We start from the raw sequence: 16,355 nt of genomic DNA, 5'->3' as shown, positions 1-16,355 counted from the left end.
CCGGCCAGTCAAGCACGGAAGCGCGGCGCGGACCGCGAAGTACGACGCGGCGGAGACGGCTGTCGGTGCCAGGCCCTAACGTCTGACCCATGGCCAAGTCGACCGCCAAGTCCCCGCAGAAGCCCGCCTACCGGTGCGCCGAATGCGGCTGGACCGCGCTCAAGTGGGTCGGGCGCTGCACCGAGTGCCAGGCGTGGGGCACCGTCACCGAGATCGGCGCCCCCAAGCTCGGCGCCGTCGCGGCCGGGCCCGTCAGCGCGCCGGCCCGGCCGATCGCCGAGGTCGACGTCGAAGCGGCCCGGGCCGCGCCCAGCGGCATGGAGGAGCTGGACCGCGTACTCGGCGGCGGGCTGGTCCCGGGCGCGGTGCTGCTGATGGCCGGCGAGCCCGGCATCGGCAAGTCCACCCTGCTGCTGGAGGTCGCCGCCCTGTGCGGCCGCGACGCCCCGGCCCTGTACGTCACCGGCGAGGAGTCCGCCGCCCAGGTGCGGCTGCGCGCCGAGCGCGTCGGCGCGCTCGCGCCCCGGCTCTACCTCGCCGCCGAGACCGAGCTCTCGGCGCTGCTCGGCCACGTCGACGACGTCAAACCGCAGCTGCTGGTGGTCGACTCCGTGCAGACCATCACCACCGCCGAGGCCGACGGCGCCGCCGGCGGCGTCACCCAGGTGCGCGAGGTCGCCGGCGCGCTGATCCGGCTGGCCAAGGAGCGCGGCATCACCGTCGTGCTGGTCGGCCACGTCACCAAGGAGGGCTCGATCGCCGGGCCCCGCACCCTGGAGCACCTGGTCGACGTCGTGCTCCAGTTCGAAGGCGACCGCCACTCCCGGCTCCGCATGGTGCGCGCGGTCAAGAACCGCTACGGCCCCACCGACGAGATCGGCTGCTTCGACCTCTCCGACACCGGCATCGTCGGCCTGCCCGACCCCAGCGGCCTCTTCCTCACCCGGCGCGAGGAACCCGTGCCCGGCACCTGCGTCACCGTCACCCTGGAGGGCCAGCGCCCGCTGGTCGCCGAGGTGCAGGCCCTGGCCGCCGCCAGCAACCTCGGCCAGCCCCGGCGCGCCACCTCCGGCCTGGACTCCGCCCGCGCCGCCATGGTCATCGCGGTGCTGGAGCGGCGCGGCGGCCTGTTCCTCGGCAAGCACGACGTCTTCACCGCCACCGTCGGCGGCGTCCGCCTCACCGAGCCGTCCGTCGACCTCGCGCTGATGGCCGCCCTGATCAGCGCCTACGCCGACCGCCCGGTGCCGGTGCGGATGGTGGCCTGCGGCGAGGTCGGGCTGGCCGGGGAGATCCGGCAGGTCACCGGTGTGCAGCGCCGGCTCGCGGAGGCGGCCAGGCTCGGCTTCACCGACGCGCTGGTCCCCAAGGGCCTGGGCCGCGCGGTGCCCGGCATCCGCGCCGTCGAGCTCGACAACGTCGCCGAACTCCGCTCGCTGCTCGCTCCGTCCGGCCGTGACGGTGGGTCGTGATCGAGTCACGATTCGATAAGTCGTCCACCGGCAGGCGGGCAAGTCGGGCATCGTTACACTGACGGGGACCTATCGACCGCCGGGGGTCACGTGCCAGCGAACTTCAGGGGGCTCGACGAGCGCCGCAGGACCACTCTCGCCGCTGTCGCTCCGGGCACCATGCTCCGTGACGGGCTGGAGCGGATCCTGCGCGGCAACACCGGGGCGCTGATCGTCCTCGGCTACGACTCCGAAGTGGCCGCGCTGTGCAGCGGCGGCTTCGAGCTGGACGTCGAGTTCTCCGCCACCCGCCTGCGCGAGCTGGCCAAGATGGACGGCGCCATCGTCCTCGACGGCCCCAACGGCCGGATCGTGCGCGCCGCCGTGCACCTGGTGCCCGACCCCGCCATCCCCACCGGCGAGTCCGGCACCCGCCACCGCACCGCCGAGCGGGTGGCCAGGCAGACCGGCCACCCGGTGATCTCGGTCAGCCAGTCCATGCGCATCATCGCCCTCTACCTGGACGGCTCCCGCTACGTGCTGGAGGACTCCGCCGCCATCCTGTCCCGCGCCAACCAGGCGCTGGCCACCCTGGAGCGCTACAAGCTGCGCCTGGACGAGGTGGCCGGCACCCTGTCGGCACTGGAGATCGAGGACCTCGTCACCGTGCACGACGTCTGCGCGGTGGCGCAGCGGCTGGAGATGGTGCGCCGGATCGCCGACGAGATCGAGGGCTACGTCGTCGAACTCGGCACCGACGGCCGGCTGCTGTCGCTGCAACTCGACGAACTGGTCGCCGGCGTCGGCCTGGAACGCGAACTGGTGGTCCGCGACTACCTGCCCGCCGGCTCCGCCACCCGCCCCGGCGCGCTGCGCGACGTGCTCGACCAGCTCGACGCGCTGTCCGCCTCCGAACTGCTGGAGCTGACCGCGGTGGCCGAGACCATCGGCCTCGGCGGCGCGGTCTCCCTGGACGCCCCGGTCAGCCCGCGCGGCCACCGCCTGCTCGCCAAGGTGCCCCGGCTGCCCGAGGCGGCCGAGGACCGCCTGGTCGAGCACTTCGGCGGCCTGCAGAAGCTCCTCGCGGCCAGCGTCGCCGACCTCCGGGCCGTCGGCGGCATGAACGACGCCCACGCCCGAAGCATCCGAGAGGGTCTGTCCCGGCTGGCGGAGTCCTCCATCCTGGAACGCTACGTCTGATTCGGCGGCTCCACGGCCCGCCCGGTCCGCCTGGGCCGACGCATACCTGGTTGGCCCGAACTGGCGTGTACCCGGCGCGTCTCGGCCCGCCCGGGCTCGCGTACTCCCGCCGTACCCGACGCGCCCCGCCTTCCCCCGCGCCGAGCGCGCGCCACCGAACCCGCGCGCACGACGAACCGCATCCGTCAACACCATCCCGCCCCCCTGTGGACGACCCGCCGCCGCATACCGCACTGTCCACAGCCTCGCCCGCCCGCGCTGGCACCCCGAGCCCCCGCGCGGCATGCTCTGAGGCGTGGCGGTCACGTTGCCGCCGCTCCAGGTTCCGTCAGGGGAGGAGAGGCCGATGCGTGCTGGCCCCTCCGCACGCACCCGCGAACCCGGGCGCCCAGTGTGCCGTCGACGAACAGTCGGCGGGCTTCACGGGAAGCACGGCCCCGCCAACGGGGCCGTTCCGACACGCATACGAACGGCCGCTGGTGAACCACGGCAACGTGACCGTCACCCCAGCCGACAACACCACGAAAGGAAGCCCACACCCCACCCGCCCACAAGGAGAGGAGCCCACCCGGACAAGCCCCGCAACCGAAGCGAGCAACGGCCCGGCACCCCTCACAACCGGTAAGCCCAGGGCCGGTCGGCAGACAGCCCGACATAGTTCTCGGCCAGGCTGGTGGCGGCCGCCCTCGAGGTGGCCACATGCTCCAACTGCGCATAGGCGAGCCGCTCACCAAAGGCGTCGCCCCCAGGCGCACGGTGCAGCATGGACGTCATCCACCAGGAGAAGTACTCCGCGCGCCAGACCCGGCGCAGCGCCGTCTCCGAGTAGGCGTCCAGCAGGTCCTCGCGCCCATCGGCGTAGAACCCGCCCAAGGCGTGCGCGAGCAGGCGCACGTCGGCGATGGCGAGGTTCATGCCCTTGGCGCCGGTGGGCGGCACGATGTGCGCGGCGTCCCCGGCCAGGAACAGGCGCCCGTACCGCAGCGGCTCGACCACGAAGCCGCGCATCGGGGTGATGCCCTTGTCCATGATCGGTCCGCGTCCGAGTGTGAAGCCTGGGGCGGCGAAGCGCTGCTCCAGTTCGGCCCAGATGCGGTCGTCGGGCCAGGCGTCGACGGAGTCGTCCGGATCGACCTGGAGGTACTGGCGGGTGATCTCGGGGGTGCGCATGCTGTGCAGCGCGAAGCCGCGGTCGTGGCGGGCGTAGATCAGTTCGTCGCCGGCCGGCGACGACCGGGCCAGGATGCCGAGCCAGGCGTAGGGGTAGGCGCGCTCGTAGACGGTGAGCCGGTGGGCGGGGATCGCGGCGCGGCTGATGCCGTGGAAGCCGTCGGCGCCGACCAGGAAGTCGCATTCGGCGGTGCGGGCGGTGCCGTCGAGGGTGTAGCGGACGCTGGGGCGGGCGGAGTCCAGGCCGGCCGTGGCGGTGGCGGGGGCGTCGAACAGGAGGGTGGCGCCGGCCACCAGCCGGGCGGCGATGAGGTCTTTGACGACCTCCTGCTGACCGTAGACGGTGACGGCGCGGCCGCCGGTGAGTTCGGCGAAGTCGATGCGGTGGGTGGTGCCGGCGAAGCGGAGACGGGTGCCCTCGTGGCGCAGCCCTTCGGCGGCGAGCCGATGGCCGAGGCCGACCTCGTGCAGCAGGTCGACGGTGGGCTGTTCGAGTACGCCCGCGCGCACCCGTCTCTCGACGTGGTCGCGGCTTCGGGCCTCGAGGACCCATGACTGGATGCCCTGGAGGTGCAGCAGGTGCGACAGCAGCAGGCCCGCGGGGCCCGCGCCGATGATTCCGACCGGTGCGTACACGGGCTCACCCGGCCTGTCCGGCGGAGGGCGGGGCCGCGCCCTCCTCGTCGAGGACGCGCTGGGCGATCGCGAAGGCGGTGTTGGCGGCGGGTACGCCCGCGTAGACGGCGGTCTGCAGCAGCACCTCCTGGATCTCCTCGGGGGTGAGGCCGTTGCGCAGCGCGGCCCGTACGTGCATGGCCAGTTCGTTGTGGTGGCCGAGGGCGGCGAGTGCCGTCAGGGTGACGCAGCTGCGCACCTTGCGGTCCAGGCCGGGGCGGGTCCAGATCTCGCCCCAGGCGTAGCGGGTGATGAGGTCCTGGAAGGGGGCGGTGAAGGGGGTGGTGGCGGCGGTGGCGCGGTCGACGTGGGCGTCGCCGAGGACGGCGCGGCGGACGGCCGTTCCGGAGGCGCGCCGGGCTTCGTCGGAGGCGGTGTCGGGCGGGGGCGGGGTCGTCATGGGGGGTCCAGGTGGGTGAGCAGGGCGGTGGTGACGTGCTCGGCCTGCTGGACGCTGGCCAGGTGGGCGGCGTCCGGCAGGACGGTGAGCTTGGCGCCGGGGATGGCGGCGGCGATGCGTTCGGCGTGCTCGGGTGGGGTGGCGGGGTCGTCCGCGCCGACGAGGACGAGGGTGGGGGCGGTGATGGCGGGCAGGTCGGCGTGCAGGTCGGTGCGTTGGATGGCGCCGCAGCAGGCGGCGTAGCCCTCGTCCGGGGTGGCGGCGACCATGTCGCGCATCCGCCGGACGGTGTCGGGGTTCGCGGCCGCGTAGCCGGGGGTGAACCAGCGGCCGACGACGGTGTCGGCGATGGCGACGGTACCGTGCGCCCGTACGGTGGCGGCCCGCTCGGCCCAGGGTGCCGGGTCGCCGAAGTCGGCGGAGGTGCCGAGCAGCGCGAGGCGGTCGATGCGGTCGGGCGCGTGCGCGGCCAGCCACATGGCGACGGCTCCGCCCAGGGAGAGCCCGGCCATGTGGGCCCGGCGCACGCCGAGGCGGTCCAGCAGCGCCAGTACGTCGCCGGCGAGGTCGGGCAGGTCGTAGGGGCCGGGCGGCACGGGCGAGCGGCCATGACCGCGGTGGTCGAGGCGCACCACCCGGAACCGCCGCGACAGCGGCGCCACCTGCGGCTCCCACATGTCGACGGAGCTGCCGAGCGAGCCGGAGAGCAGCAGCACGGGTGCGTCGGCGGGTCCGTCGGCGACGTGGTGGACGGCGGTGGTCATGCTTCCTCCCGCTGGGAGCGTACGGTCCGGTCGGTGAGTTGTGCTGCGGCGCCGAGGTATCCGGCGGGGTCGAGCAGTGACGCGATCGCGGCCGGGGTGCGGTGCGGGCCGCCGCACCGCGCCAGTTCCGCGGCGAGCGCCCCGGCCAGGTCGCCGCCGGCCGCGGCTGCCCGGGTGACGAGTTCGCGGGCTGCGGCGCGGCCCAGCTCGGGGGCGAGGTCGGCGGTGACGCGTTCGGCGAGGAGCAGGCCGCCGGTGAGGTCGAGGTTGGCGCGCATCCGGGGCGCGTCGACGTGCAGCCGTTCCAGCGAGGTGCGCAGCCAGTGCGCTGCCGAGCCGGTGGCGGTCAGCAGGCGCCGCAGCGGCGGCCATTCGGCGTGCCAGGCGCCTGCGGCCCGCTGGTGCTCGTGCACCATGGCGGCGAGCAGCGACGCCGCTTCGCCGGGCGCCTGCGCGGCGGCGGCCAGCACGCTGACGGCGGCGATCGGGTTGCGCTTGTGCGGGAGCGCAGATGAGCCGCCGCTGCCGGGCGGGCCGACCTCGGCGAGTTCGCCGACCTCGGTCTGGGCCAGCAGGGTGATGTCCCTGGCCGGTTTGGCGAGGGCGCCGGCCGCGCCGCCCAGTGCCCCGGCCAGTTCGGCGATCCGGGTGCGCTCGGTGTGCCAGGGCAGCGCGGGCGCGGCCAGGCCCAGCTCGGCGGCGTACGCCTCGACCAGGGCCGGGCCCGCCGGACCGAATGAGGCGAGGGTGCCGGCGGCGCCGCCCAGCTGGGCGGCGAGCCGCCGCGCGCGCACCTCGGCGAGGCGGTCGGCCGCCGCGGCGACGCCGCTGAGCCAGCCCGCGGCGACCAGCCCGAAGGTGGTGGGCAGCGCCTGCTGCAGCAGGGTTCTGGCCGCCATGGGGGTGTCGCGGTGCTCGGCGGCGAGGGCGGCCAGGGCGGTGCGCACGGCGCGCAGGTCGGCCAGTACCGCGCCGAGGGCGCGGTGCGCCACCAGCATGGCGGCGGTGTCCATGATGTCCTGGCTGGTGGCGCCGTGGTGGACGTGGTCGGCGGCGTCGGCGCCCACGGCGGTGCGCAGCCAGGAGACGAGCGGGATGACGGGATTGCCGCCTCCGGCCGCCGCCGCGCCGAGTTCGGCGGTGCTCGGCCGGGCGGTGGCGCACACCTCGGTGATGCGGGCGGCCGCGGCGGCCGGGATCAGCCCGGCCGCGCCCTGCGCCCGGGCCAGGGCGCCCTCGGCGTCCAGCAGCGCGCGCAGCCAGGCGCCGTCGCTGACGCGGTGCCGAATCTCGCCCGCCGCGAAGACCCCGTCGAACAGGCCGGGCGGCTCAGGTGGAGAAGGCGGGTTCACGGTCCTCCTGCGGTCGATCATCGCGACGGGGCGGCCGCCGGACGGCCGCTGTCGCACCGGTCCTCCCATGATCCCCAGCCGCTGCTCCCCTCACCCGGGCCTCCGCGGAACATGCTCTGGACGGGGACGTGAGCACGCGTCGGCGGTCGGAGGAGTCGGCCGCCTGGACGCCTCACGGACGCTTCCTCGGCACCTTGGCGACGGCCGCTCAACGTCACAGGCAGGCACCGCGCGCTCCGGCGTTCCCATGGGCGTTCGCCGTCGCTTCCCTTCAGTCGGCGCGCCGCGGTGCGCGGCCACGCCGGGAGGAACGCAGGCCCCCTGCGGCGGCTTGGAGAGTCCGGTGTCCGGCCGCTCGCAGAGGTCTCCTCGGCACCGAGTCGACGACGTGTCCCGCCCCGGCACCTTGGCGCCACTCCCGGCCGCAGGTGGGGCACCGCGGCCCCCGGCGCTCTCCGGTTCGTCCGCCGTACCTCCGCTTTCTCGGAGCGCCGCAGTACGCGGCCGCGCCGGGAGGACGAAAGCGCAGGTCGGCGGCGTCATGAGCCTGTTAGCCGGGCCGGTCTCGAACATTTCCGCCGAATTAGGGCGACGAAACGCCCTCGTCGACACCGCGGCGCCGCTTCCCGTCACGGGCCGGGCGCCGGGTGCCCCGGCGTCTCCGCGGTCGGCCGCGGGCCGAAGGCACTGCGCCGCGATGACGCGAACGTCGAAATCAGCATCGGGATGCTGACGAAGTCGCCGGAATGGCGGCCTTATTGCGATCGATTCGTCGCCTTGGCGTCGAACAGACCGACTGGACAGGGAACTCGGGCCGTTCGTGTCCGCGGTGCGCGCCAGGCTCCGGAAACGGTCGAGGCGCTCGGGCCGCCGGGCGGGTGCCCGGCCCGGCATGGCGCGCATGCGGTGGTCGCCCGGCCGCCCCGCAGCGGGGCCAGAGCCGGGCCGGGCCGCCGCGGCCAAGGGTTCACAGCGCGAAGAAGACGGTCTCATCGTGGCCCTGGAGCCGGATGTCGAAGCGGTAGCCCTCGCCGTCGGGCTCGGCGACCAGGGTGGTCCTGCGGTCGGGTGGGACGGAGGCGAGGACGGGGTCGGCCGCGTTGGCCTCGGCCTCGTCCGGGAAGTACACGCGGGTGACCACCCGGTGCATCATGCCCCGGCCGAAGACCGACACGTCGATGTGCGGCGCCTGGGTGGTGCCGCCGGGTCCGGGTAGCGGCCCGGGCCGCAGGGTGTGCACGGCGTAGCGCCCTTCGGCGTCGGTGGGGCAGCGGGCGAAGCCGCGGAAGCCGGGCCGGGCGGCGGGGCCGCGGGGGTCGTCGGGGTGGTCGAAGCGCCCGTCCGGGTCGGCCTGCCAGGTCTCGACCAGGCCGTCGCCGACGGGGCGGCCCTCGCCGTCGAGGACGCGGCCGCGCAGCCAGAAAGCGCCGGGGACGCCCTCGGCGGCCGCGTAGGGGCCGTCGGCCCAGGGCAGGCCGATGGCGAGGTAGGGGCCGACGGTCTGCGAGGGGGTGGTGGCGGGCGGCTCGGCGGCGCGGGGGTCAGTCATCGTCGGCCTCGCTCTCGAAGGGGGTGGCGGCGCGGCCGCGCAGCACGATGTCCCACTCGAAGGCCAGCGCCCACTCGGGCTCGGTGACGTGGTGGTCGTAGCGGGCGACCAGCCGCCGGCGGGCGCGTTCGTCGGGGATGGAGTTCCACATGGGGTCCTGGAAGAACAGCGGGTCGCCGGGGAAGTACATCTGGGTGACGAGCCGCTGGGTGAAGGCGCGGCCGAACAGCGAGAAGTGGATGTGGGCGGGCCGCCAGGCGTTGGGGTGGTTGCGCCAGGGGTACGCGCCGGGCTGGATGGTGACGAAGCGGTACCGGCCCTCGGAGTCGGTGAGGGTGCGTCCGGCGCCGGAGAAGTTGGGGTCCAGCGGTGAGGGCCAGTTGTCGGCGGTGTGGCGGTAGCGGCCTCCGGCGTTGGCCTGCCAGACCTCGACCAGGGAGTCGGGCACGGGTCTGCCGTCGCTGTCCAGGACGCGGCCGTGCACGATGATGCGCTGGCCGATGGGCTCGCCGGGGTGCTGGCGGGTGAGGTCGTGGTCGAGCGGACCGACCCGCTCCTGGCCGAAGGCGGGGCCGGTGACCTCGGTGAGCAGGTGCGGGAGCACGGTGAGCGGCCGCTTGGGGTGGCGCAGCGCGGTGCTGCGGTAGGTGGGGGAGTCCAGCGGCGGGTGTACGGCGTCGTCGCGGACGTAGCGGTCGGGGACGACGAGTCCGTGCTCGGTGCGGTGCTCGCCGCCGTGTGCGGGTCCGGGGTGTGCCATGGCGGGTGTCCTGTCCTGGTGCGTCAGGCTTCGATGACGACGGCCAGGCCCTGGCCGACTCCGATGCAGATGGCTGCCAGCCCCCAGCGGCCGCCGGTGCGCCGCAGGTGGTGGGCGAGCGAGCCGAGGATGCGGGCGCCCGAAGCGCCCAGGGGGTGGCCGATGGCGATGGCGCCGCCGTTGATGTTCACGATCTCGGGGTCGAGTTCGGGCCAGAGCTTCAGGCAGGCCAGGGACTGGGCGGCGAAGGCCTCGTTCAGTTCGACGGCGCTGAGGTCGGACCAGCCGATTCCGGCGCGGCGCAGCGCGGTCCGGGCGGCCTCGACGGGGCCGATGCCGAAGCGGTCGGGGTCGACGGCGGCGACGCCGCGTGCGGCGATGCGGGCCAGCGGCTCGCGGCCGGTCCTGGCGGCCGCGGCGGCGTCGCCGATGAGCAGCGCGGCGGCGCCGTCGTTGAGCGGGGAGGCGTTCCCGGCGGTGATGGTGCCGTCGGGACGGAAGGAGGGTTTGAGCCGGGCCAGCGCCTCCAGGCTGGTGGTGGGCCTGATGCTCTCGTCGGTGGCGAGGTCGGTGCCGGGGACCGGCACGGTCTCGTCGGCGTAGTGGCCGGCCGCCCAGGCGGCCGCGGCGCGCTGGTGGCTGCGCAGGGCGAAGGCGTCCTGCGCTTCGCGGCCGATGCCGTGCAGTTCGGCCACCTGCTCGGTGCTCTCGCCGAGCGAGACCGTCCACCGCGGGGGCATCGCGGGGTTGACGAGCCGCCAGCCGAGGGTGGTGGAGTGCAGCGTTTCAGTGCCGGTGGGGAAGGCGCGGGAGGGTTTGGGCAGCACCCAGGGGGCGCGGGTCATCGACTCCACCCCGCCGGCCAGCACGAGGGAGGCGTCGCCGGTCTGCACGGCCCGGCTCGCCTCGATGGCGGCCTCCAGGCCGGAGCCGCACAGCCGGTTGACGGTGGCGCCGGGCACGGAGGTGGGCAGGCCGGCGAGCAGGACGGCCATCCGGGCGACGTTCCTGTTGTCCTCGCCGGCGCCGTTGCCGTTGCCGAAGAGGACGTCGTCGATGGCGGCGGGGTCCAGGCCGGGGCTGCGGTCGAGCAGGCCGCGGACGGCGCAGGCGGCGAGGTCGTCGGGGCGGACGCCGCTGAGCGCCCCGCCGTAGCGCCCGAAGGGGGTGCGGACGGCGTCGATCACGAAGGTGTCGGACACGGTGCCTCCTGGGCCGGGCGGGGCGGCGCCCCGGACGCGGGTGGGAACGGCCGCGGGGGGCGGCCGAGGGGTCGCGCGGCGGGCGCAGGTCCGCCGCGGTGGCCAGAGTACGGCCGCCGCGCGCTGAGGCGGCGCGCGCTGTCCACAGGTTCGCGCCCGGGGCGGGAGGTTATCCACAGCCCCGCGCCGGCCCTGGCGGGGCCGGGCGGCGGTGCGGGAGACTGGATGTGGGGTCGCCCCCCTGGGAGGGCGGGGGATGGGCTGGGGGCGGGCGGCACGGGTGGCACGGACGGCACGGGAGGTTCCGTCAGCGCTGGGTCTGGAGGAGGGCGCGCAGGGCGGCCAGTTCGGCGGGGGTGGGGGCCTGGGTGCGGGCGAGGTCGGGGGCGAGCTTCAGCTCCCAGCCGGTTCGTTCGCGGGCCTGCTCGGGGTCGACTCCGGGGTGCACGCTGGTCAGGGTGAGTTCGCGGGTGTCGGGGTCGGGTTCGAGGACGCCGAGGTCGGTGATCACCCGCACCGGTCCGCCGCCGCGCAGGCCCAGGCGCTCCCGGTCGCCGGGGCCGCGGCCGAAGCCGACGGAGGTCACGAAGTCGACGGATTCGGTGAAGGTGCGCCTGTTCTGCCGGACGATCACGATCACCTCGCGGCAGGAGGCGGCGATCTCGGGGGCGCCTCCGGCGCCGGGCAGCCGCACCTCCGGCTCGCCGTAGGGGCCGATCACGGTGGTGTTGATATTGGCGTACCGGTCGATCTGGGCGGCGCCGAGGAAGCCGACGTCGATCCGCCCGGGCTGGAGCCAGTAGTTGAAGATCTCCGGTACCGAGACCACGGTGTCGGCGGTGTCGGCGAGGATGCCGTCGCCGATGGACAGTGGCAGCCGGTCGGGCTTGGCGCCGAGGGCGCCGGACTCGTAGATGAGCCACAGGTCGGGCGCGTGGGTGCGGCGGGCCAGGTTGGCGGCGGTGCTGGGCAGGCCGATGCCGACGAAGCAGGCGGCGCCGGGCCGCAGCGCCCGCGCCGCGGCGACGGTCATCATCTCGTCGGCGGTCCAGTCGGCGCCGGCGGGCGCGTTCACGCGGCGCCGCCGCTCACTCCGGCGCGGCCGTGGACCTCGCGCCGGAGCCAGTCGGTGAAGGCGGCGCGGTCGCGGCCGATGGCGTCCCACGCCTGGTAGGCGTCGTTGTCGCGGTCGTAGTAGCCCTGGGCGTAGGACGGGCTGGCGCCGCCGGGGACCTCGGCGACGGCGGTGACGACGCGGGCGGGCAGCAGGACCGCGCCGGGCACCGGGGCGAGTTCGTCGACGATCTCCTCGACGGTGGCCAGCGAGCGGCGGGCGGCGAGGACCGCCTCCTTCTGCACGCCGAGGATGCCCCACAGCTGCACATTGCCGGCCCGGTCGGCACGCTGGGCGTGCACGATGGCGACGTCGGGGTTGAGGGCGGGCACGGCGGTCAGCTCCTCGCCGGTGAACGGGCAGGTGATGGGCTTGATCGTGGCGGTCTGGCCGACCAGGTCGGTACCCCGGTAGCCGCGCAGCACCGCGAAGGGCACCCCGGAGGCCCCGGCGACGTAGCGGTTGGCCATCCCGGCGTGGCTGTGCTCCTCGATGGCCAGCGGTCCCGGCCACCCGTTCTGCACGGCGTCGCGGAAGCGGTGCAGGGAGCCGACGCCGGGGTTGCCGCCCCAGGAGAACACCAGCCGGTCGGCGAGTCCGGCGCCGATCATCTGGTCGTAGACGAGGTCGGGCGTCATCCGCACGAGGGTGAGTCCGCGGAGCCGCTGCCGGATCAGCTCGTGGCCGGCGGCCATCGGGATGAGGTGGGTGAAGCCCTCCAGGGCGACGGTGTCGCCGTCGTGGACCAGCCGGCGCACCGCCTCGTCCAGTGGCAGGATCGTCGCCACACTGCCCCCCGGTCGTACGGATGCCGAATGGAAGTTCCCCTAGCGAACATAACGACGGCACCTGGCCTGGTCAAGGCGGCACGGGAGCGCACCGGAGCGGCCGCGGTCGCACACCGGCGTGCGCGGAGCCGCGGCTAGGCGCGGCGGGCCGCGCCCCGGCCGCGGGTGGCGATCTCGAGGTCGGCCTCGATCCTGGCGGTGGCGGCCAGCAGCGGCGGCAGCAGCTCTCGCCGGATGTCGGCGACCGAGGTGCGGCTGGCGTGCGCGGACAGGTTGGCCGCCGCCACCACCCGCCCGTCGCGGTCGCGGATCGGCGCGGCCACCGACCGCAGCCCCTCCTCCAGCTCCTGGTCGACGATGGCCCAGCCCTGGGCGCGCACCCGGGCGACCTCGGCGCGCAGCCCGGACGCCGAGGCGACGGTGCGCGCGGTGAGCCGGTCCGGGACCAGCCGCTCCAGGTAGGCGTCCAGCTCCTCCTCCGGCAGCCCGGCCAGCAGCACCCGCCCCATCGAGGTGGCGTAGGCGGGGAAGCGGGTGCCGACGTTGATCGCGACCGTCATGATCCGCGAGGTGGGCACCCGGGCGATGTAGACGACATCGCCGCCGTCCAGCACCGAGACCGAGGAGGACTCGCGCACCTCGGCGGCGAGCTGCTCCAGGTGCGGGGCGGCCACCTCGGGCAGGCCCACCGACGACAGGTAGGCGTAGCCCAGCTCCAGCACGCGGGGCGTCAGCGAGAACAGCCGCCCGTCGGTCCTGACGTAGCCGAGGTCGTGCAGGGTGAGCAGGAAGCGCCGCGCCGCCGCCCTGGTCAGCCCAGTGAGCCGGGCCACCTCGCTGAGGGTCAGCTCGGGGCTGTCGGCGTCGAAGGCCCGGATCACCGCCAGTCCGCGTTCCAGGGACTGGACGAAGTAGTCGCCGCGGGGCTCGGTGGCGCTCACCGGCGGTCCCGGCCGGAGGGTGAGGCGTTCATGGCTGGGCCTCTCAACTCGCTTCCTCGCTGTTCGGCTCTCCCGGCCGCGGGCGGCCCGGCGGGCGCCGCAGGATGGCCGGTGCCGGCCGCCGCTCCCGGCGCCGGACCCGCCGCAAAGGTACCGCTCCGCCTTCCGGTCCAAGGATCAAGGGGCGCCGCGGCCGCGGCGGGCCGGCGCGCGGAGGCGCCGGAGCGCACCGGTAACGCGTCGGTTCGGAGCCTTGACGCTGTGGCTCGCGTCACTTAAGTTCGCTGCCAGCACAGCCGTACGGCTGACGAACATGGTACCGCGCATGCCGTCACCGCCCGGTCCCGTCGCCGCCCCGCCCGTCCCCTTCCCCCGGGAGCAGCAATGCGGTGCAAGATCCCCGTCGTCCCGGCCGCCGCGGCGGCCCTCGCGCTGGTCGCGGCCGCCGCCTGCTCGGGCGGATCCGGCGGCCAGGTGCCCGAGGCCGGCGGAGAGCCGGTGCCCGTCACCGCCGGGGTGATCCCCATCGTGGACGTCGCCCCCATCTACCTCGGCCAGGAGCAGGGCTTCTTCGCAGAGCGCGGCATCGAGCTGACCATCGAGACCGGCTCGGGCGGCGCCGCCAGCGTGCCCGGGGTGATGAGCGGCAACTACCAGTTCGCCTTCGCCAACGTCACCTCGCTGCTGGTCGGCGCGCACGAGGGGCTGCCGCTGCAGGTGCTGACCAACGGAGCGTCCAGCAACGGCGAGCAGGGCGGCGACTTCGGCGCGGTCGTGGTGCCCGCCGACAGCCCCGTCCGCAGCGCCGCCGACCTGGCCGGCGCCGAGGTCGCCGTCAACAACCTGCAGAACATCGGCGACACCAGCGTGCGCGAGTCCATCCGCCAGGACGGCGGCGACCCGACCGCGGTGCGCTTCGTGGAGCTGGGCTTCCCCGACATGCCCGCCGCCGTGGAGACCGGCCGGGTCGACGCGGCCTGGATCGTGGAGCCCTTCCTCACCCAGGCGCTGGAGTCCGGCGCCCGCGAGATCGCCTCGAACTTCGTGGACGTGGACGAGAACCTCTCCATCGCCACCTACTTCACCTCCGCGCCCATCGCCGCCGAGAACCCTGAGCTGATCGACGCCATCACCGAGGCGCTCAACGAGTCGATGGCCTACGCCGACGCGAACCCCGACGAGGTCCGGCGCATCCTCGCCACCTACACCGAGATCGAGCCCGAGGTCATCGAGCGGATCCGGCTGCCCCGCTTCCCCGCCGAGGTGGACCGCGGCTCCGTCACCACCGTGGCCGAGCTGATGGTCGCCGACGGCCTGATCGACGCCGCCCCCGACTGGGACGAGTTCTACCGTTGACCGGCCGCGGCACCCGCACGCCCGCGGAGGGCGGCGCCTCCCCGGCCCGGACCGCGGCGGCGGGCGGCGCGGCCGGCACCGCGCCGCTCGGCGCGGTGGGCGTGCTCGCCTTCCTCGCCGTGTGGGAGCTGGTGCCGCGCCTGGGCCTGGTGCCCGGCCGCTACCTGCCGCCGGCCACGGAGGTGCTGGCGGCGCTGGCCGCCCGGGCCGCCGAGGCGGCGTTCTGGGTCGCGCTGTGGGACACCGTGCTGGCCTGGGCGCTGGGCCTGGCCATCGCCTTCGCCGCCGCGTGCCTGCTCGGTTTCGCGATCGGCTCGCTGCCGGCGGTGCGCGCGTTCACCACCTCCACCGTGGAGTTCCTGCGGCCGGTGCCCTCGGTGGCGCTGATCCCGCTCGCCGTGCTGCTGTACGGCACCGACATCGGCTCCACCCTGCTGCTGGTCGTCTACGCCGCCTTCTGGCAGATCTACCTCCAGGTGCTGTACGGGGTGGCCGACGTCGACCCCGTCGCCGAGCAGACCGCCCGCTCCTACCGGCTGTCCCGCTGGTCGCGGATCCGGTACGTGACCTGGCCGTCTGCGCTCCCCTACGTGCTCACCGGGCTGCGGCTGGGCGCCGCCGTCGCCCTCATCCTCGCCATCACCGCCCAGCTGGTGATCGGCAGCCCCGGCCTGGGCCGCGAGATCGCGGTGGCGCAGAGCAGCGGCGCCATCGCGTCGGTGTACGCGCTGGTCATCGCGACCGGCGGGCTCGGCGTCGCCGTCAACGCGGGGGTGCGGCTGCTGGAGCGGCGGCTGCTGCACTGGCACTCCTCGGTCCGGACGGAGGCGGCGGCGTGAGCCGGGGCGGCGGCGCGGCCGCGCGGCTGGGCCGCCGGGCGCTACGGGTGTGCGCGCTGCCCGCGGGGCTCGTCGCGCTGTGGTGGGCGGCCGCCGCCTCCTCGCGCAGCTACTACCTGCCGGCCCCCGACGCGGTCGCGGTGACCTTCGCCGAGGTGTGGTTCTCCGAGCGGATCCTGGCCGACGCGCTGCCCAGCGTGGTACGGCTGCTGGCCGGCTTCGCGCTGGCCGCCGTGCTGGGCGTGGCGCTGGGCACCGCCATCGGCTCCTCGCCCCGGCTGCGCGCCTTCACCGAGCCGGTGCTGGAGTTCTGGCGGGCCGTCCCGCCGCCGGTGCTGGTGCCGCTGCTGATCCTGCTGGCCGGGATCGACGACGCGATGAAGGTGCTGGTCATCGTCTCCGGCTGCGTGTGGCCGATCCTGCTGAACACGGTCGAGGGGGTGCGGGCAGTCGACCCGGTGCTGGCCGACACCTGCCGCAGCTACCGGATCTCCGGGTTCACCCGGCTGCGCACCCTGGTGCTGCGCTCGGCCTCCCCGCAGATCATGGCCGGGCTGCGCCAGGCGCTGTCCATCGCGATCATCCTCATGGTGATCAGCGAGATGTTCGCCAGCTCCAGCGGCCTGGGTTTCACGATCGTGCAGTTCCAGCGGGGATTCGCGATCCCGGAGATGTGGAGCGGCATCGTGCTGCTCGGGCTGCTGGGCCTGGCCTTGTCGCTGGCCTTCCAGCGCGTGGAGCGTTCCGTCCTGGACTGGTACCACGGCCTGCGGGCCGCGACGCGGGGAGAGTGA

General features: G+C 74.9%; 15 protein-coding genes. 5 read left to right on the top strand and 10 right to left on the bottom strand.

Annotated elements, in window-relative coordinates:
• Positions 1-89 precede the first annotated feature (89 nt).
• Both radA and disA read left to right on the top strand, forming a co-directional pair.
• A complete protein-coding gene (radA, locus tag CLV72_RS12295; protein WP_106244827.1) occupies positions 90-1,472 on the top strand; it encodes a DNA repair protein RadA in 1,383 nt (460 codons plus the stop codon).
• A gap of 90 nt (positions 1,473-1,562) precedes the next feature.
• Positions 1,563-2,651, top strand: coding sequence for a DNA integrity scanning diadenylate cyclase DisA (gene disA / locus CLV72_RS12290; protein ID WP_106244824.1), 1,089 nt, complete (start codon positions 1,563-1,565; stop codon positions 2,649-2,651).
• 612 nt (positions 2,652-3,263) lie between these two features.
• On the opposite strand, the gene CLV72_RS12285 is transcribed toward disA, so the two are convergent.
• From CLV72_RS12285 to CLV72_RS12245, 10 genes are all read right to left on the bottom strand, one after another.
• Positions 3,264-4,457 (bottom strand): 4-hydroxybenzoate 3-monooxygenase, encoded by a 1,194-nt coding sequence (locus CLV72_RS12285; RefSeq protein WP_106244821.1) that lies wholly within the window; start codon positions 4,455-4,457, stop codon positions 3,264-3,266.
• 4 nt (positions 4,458-4,461) lie between these two features.
• On the bottom strand, positions 4,462-4,896 hold the full coding sequence (gene pcaC / locus CLV72_RS32185) for a 4-carboxymuconolactone decarboxylase (RefSeq protein WP_170140963.1): 435 nt from the start codon (positions 4,894-4,896) through the stop codon (positions 4,462-4,464).
• Positions 4,893-5,660, bottom strand: coding sequence for a 3-oxoadipate enol-lactonase (gene pcaD, locus CLV72_RS32180; protein WP_170140962.1), 768 nt, complete (start codon positions 5,658-5,660; stop codon positions 4,893-4,895). Before pcaD ends, pcaC begins: the two co-directional genes overlap by 4 nt.
• Positions 5,657-7,069, bottom strand: a complete 1,413-nt coding sequence (gene pcaB, locus CLV72_RS12275) for a 3-carboxy-cis,cis-muconate cycloisomerase (RefSeq protein WP_245930123.1) — start codon at positions 7,067-7,069, stop codon at positions 5,657-5,659. The genes pcaD and pcaB overlap by 4 nt, the downstream gene beginning before the upstream one ends.
• A gap of 910 nt (positions 7,070-7,979) precedes the next feature.
• On the bottom strand, positions 7,980-8,561 hold the full coding sequence (gene pcaG, locus CLV72_RS12270; protein WP_106244819.1) for a protocatechuate 3,4-dioxygenase subunit alpha: 582 nt from the start codon (positions 8,559-8,561) through the stop codon (positions 7,980-7,982).
• Positions 8,554-9,321, bottom strand: a complete 768-nt coding sequence (gene pcaH / locus CLV72_RS12265) for a protocatechuate 3,4-dioxygenase subunit beta (RefSeq protein WP_106244816.1) — start codon at positions 9,319-9,321, stop codon at positions 8,554-8,556. Before pcaH ends, pcaG begins: the two co-directional genes overlap by 8 nt.
• Positions 9,322-9,344: 23 nt before the next feature.
• Complete coding sequence (locus CLV72_RS12260) at positions 9,345-10,523, bottom strand: thiolase family protein (protein ID WP_106244814.1); 1,179 nt, start codon at positions 10,521-10,523, stop codon at positions 9,345-9,347.
• 307 nt (positions 10,524-10,830) lie between these two features.
• Positions 10,831-11,559: a CoA-transferase subunit beta gene (locus tag CLV72_RS12255; RefSeq protein WP_106245480.1), complete on the bottom strand. Its 729-nt coding sequence runs from the start codon at positions 11,557-11,559 to the stop codon at positions 10,831-10,833.
• A gap of 35 nt (positions 11,560-11,594) precedes the next feature.
• Positions 11,595-12,425: a CoA transferase subunit A gene (locus CLV72_RS12250; protein WP_106244812.1), complete on the bottom strand. Its 831-nt coding sequence runs from the start codon at positions 12,423-12,425 to the stop codon at positions 11,595-11,597.
• A gap of 134 nt (positions 12,426-12,559) precedes the next feature.
• Positions 12,560-13,366 carry an IclR family transcriptional regulator domain-containing protein gene (locus tag CLV72_RS12245; RefSeq protein WP_106244810.1) on the bottom strand — a complete coding sequence of 269 codons (807 nt, stop codon included), beginning with the start codon at positions 13,364-13,366 and terminating at the stop codon, positions 12,560-12,562.
• A gap of 384 nt (positions 13,367-13,750) precedes the next feature.
• Between CLV72_RS12245 and CLV72_RS12240 the strand changes: the two genes are divergently transcribed.
• Genes CLV72_RS12240 through CLV72_RS12230 form a run of 3 tightly spaced genes read left to right on the top strand, consistent with a single transcriptional unit; the run spans position 13,751 to position 16,355 of the window.
• Positions 13,751-14,722: an ABC transporter substrate-binding protein gene (locus CLV72_RS12240; RefSeq protein ID WP_106244808.1), complete on the top strand. Its 972-nt coding sequence runs from the start codon at positions 13,751-13,753 to the stop codon at positions 14,720-14,722.
• The gene (locus CLV72_RS12235; protein ID WP_211302833.1) at positions 14,719-15,561 is read left to right on the top strand and encodes an ABC transporter permease; all 843 of its coding nucleotides are present in this window, start codon (positions 14,719-14,721) and stop codon (positions 15,559-15,561) included. Before CLV72_RS12240 ends, CLV72_RS12235 begins: the two co-directional genes overlap by 4 nt.
• Positions 15,558-16,355, top strand: coding sequence for an ABC transporter permease (locus CLV72_RS12230; RefSeq protein WP_106244804.1), 798 nt, complete (start codon positions 15,558-15,560; stop codon positions 16,353-16,355). Before CLV72_RS12235 ends, CLV72_RS12230 begins: the two co-directional genes overlap by 4 nt.

This window comes from Allonocardiopsis opalescens (assembly GCF_003002095.1).
GTDB classification, from domain to species: domain Bacteria; phylum Actinomycetota; class Actinomycetes; order Streptosporangiales; family Streptosporangiaceae; genus Allonocardiopsis; species Allonocardiopsis opalescens.
This window is presented reverse-complemented; position numbering and strand designations above follow the sequence as displayed.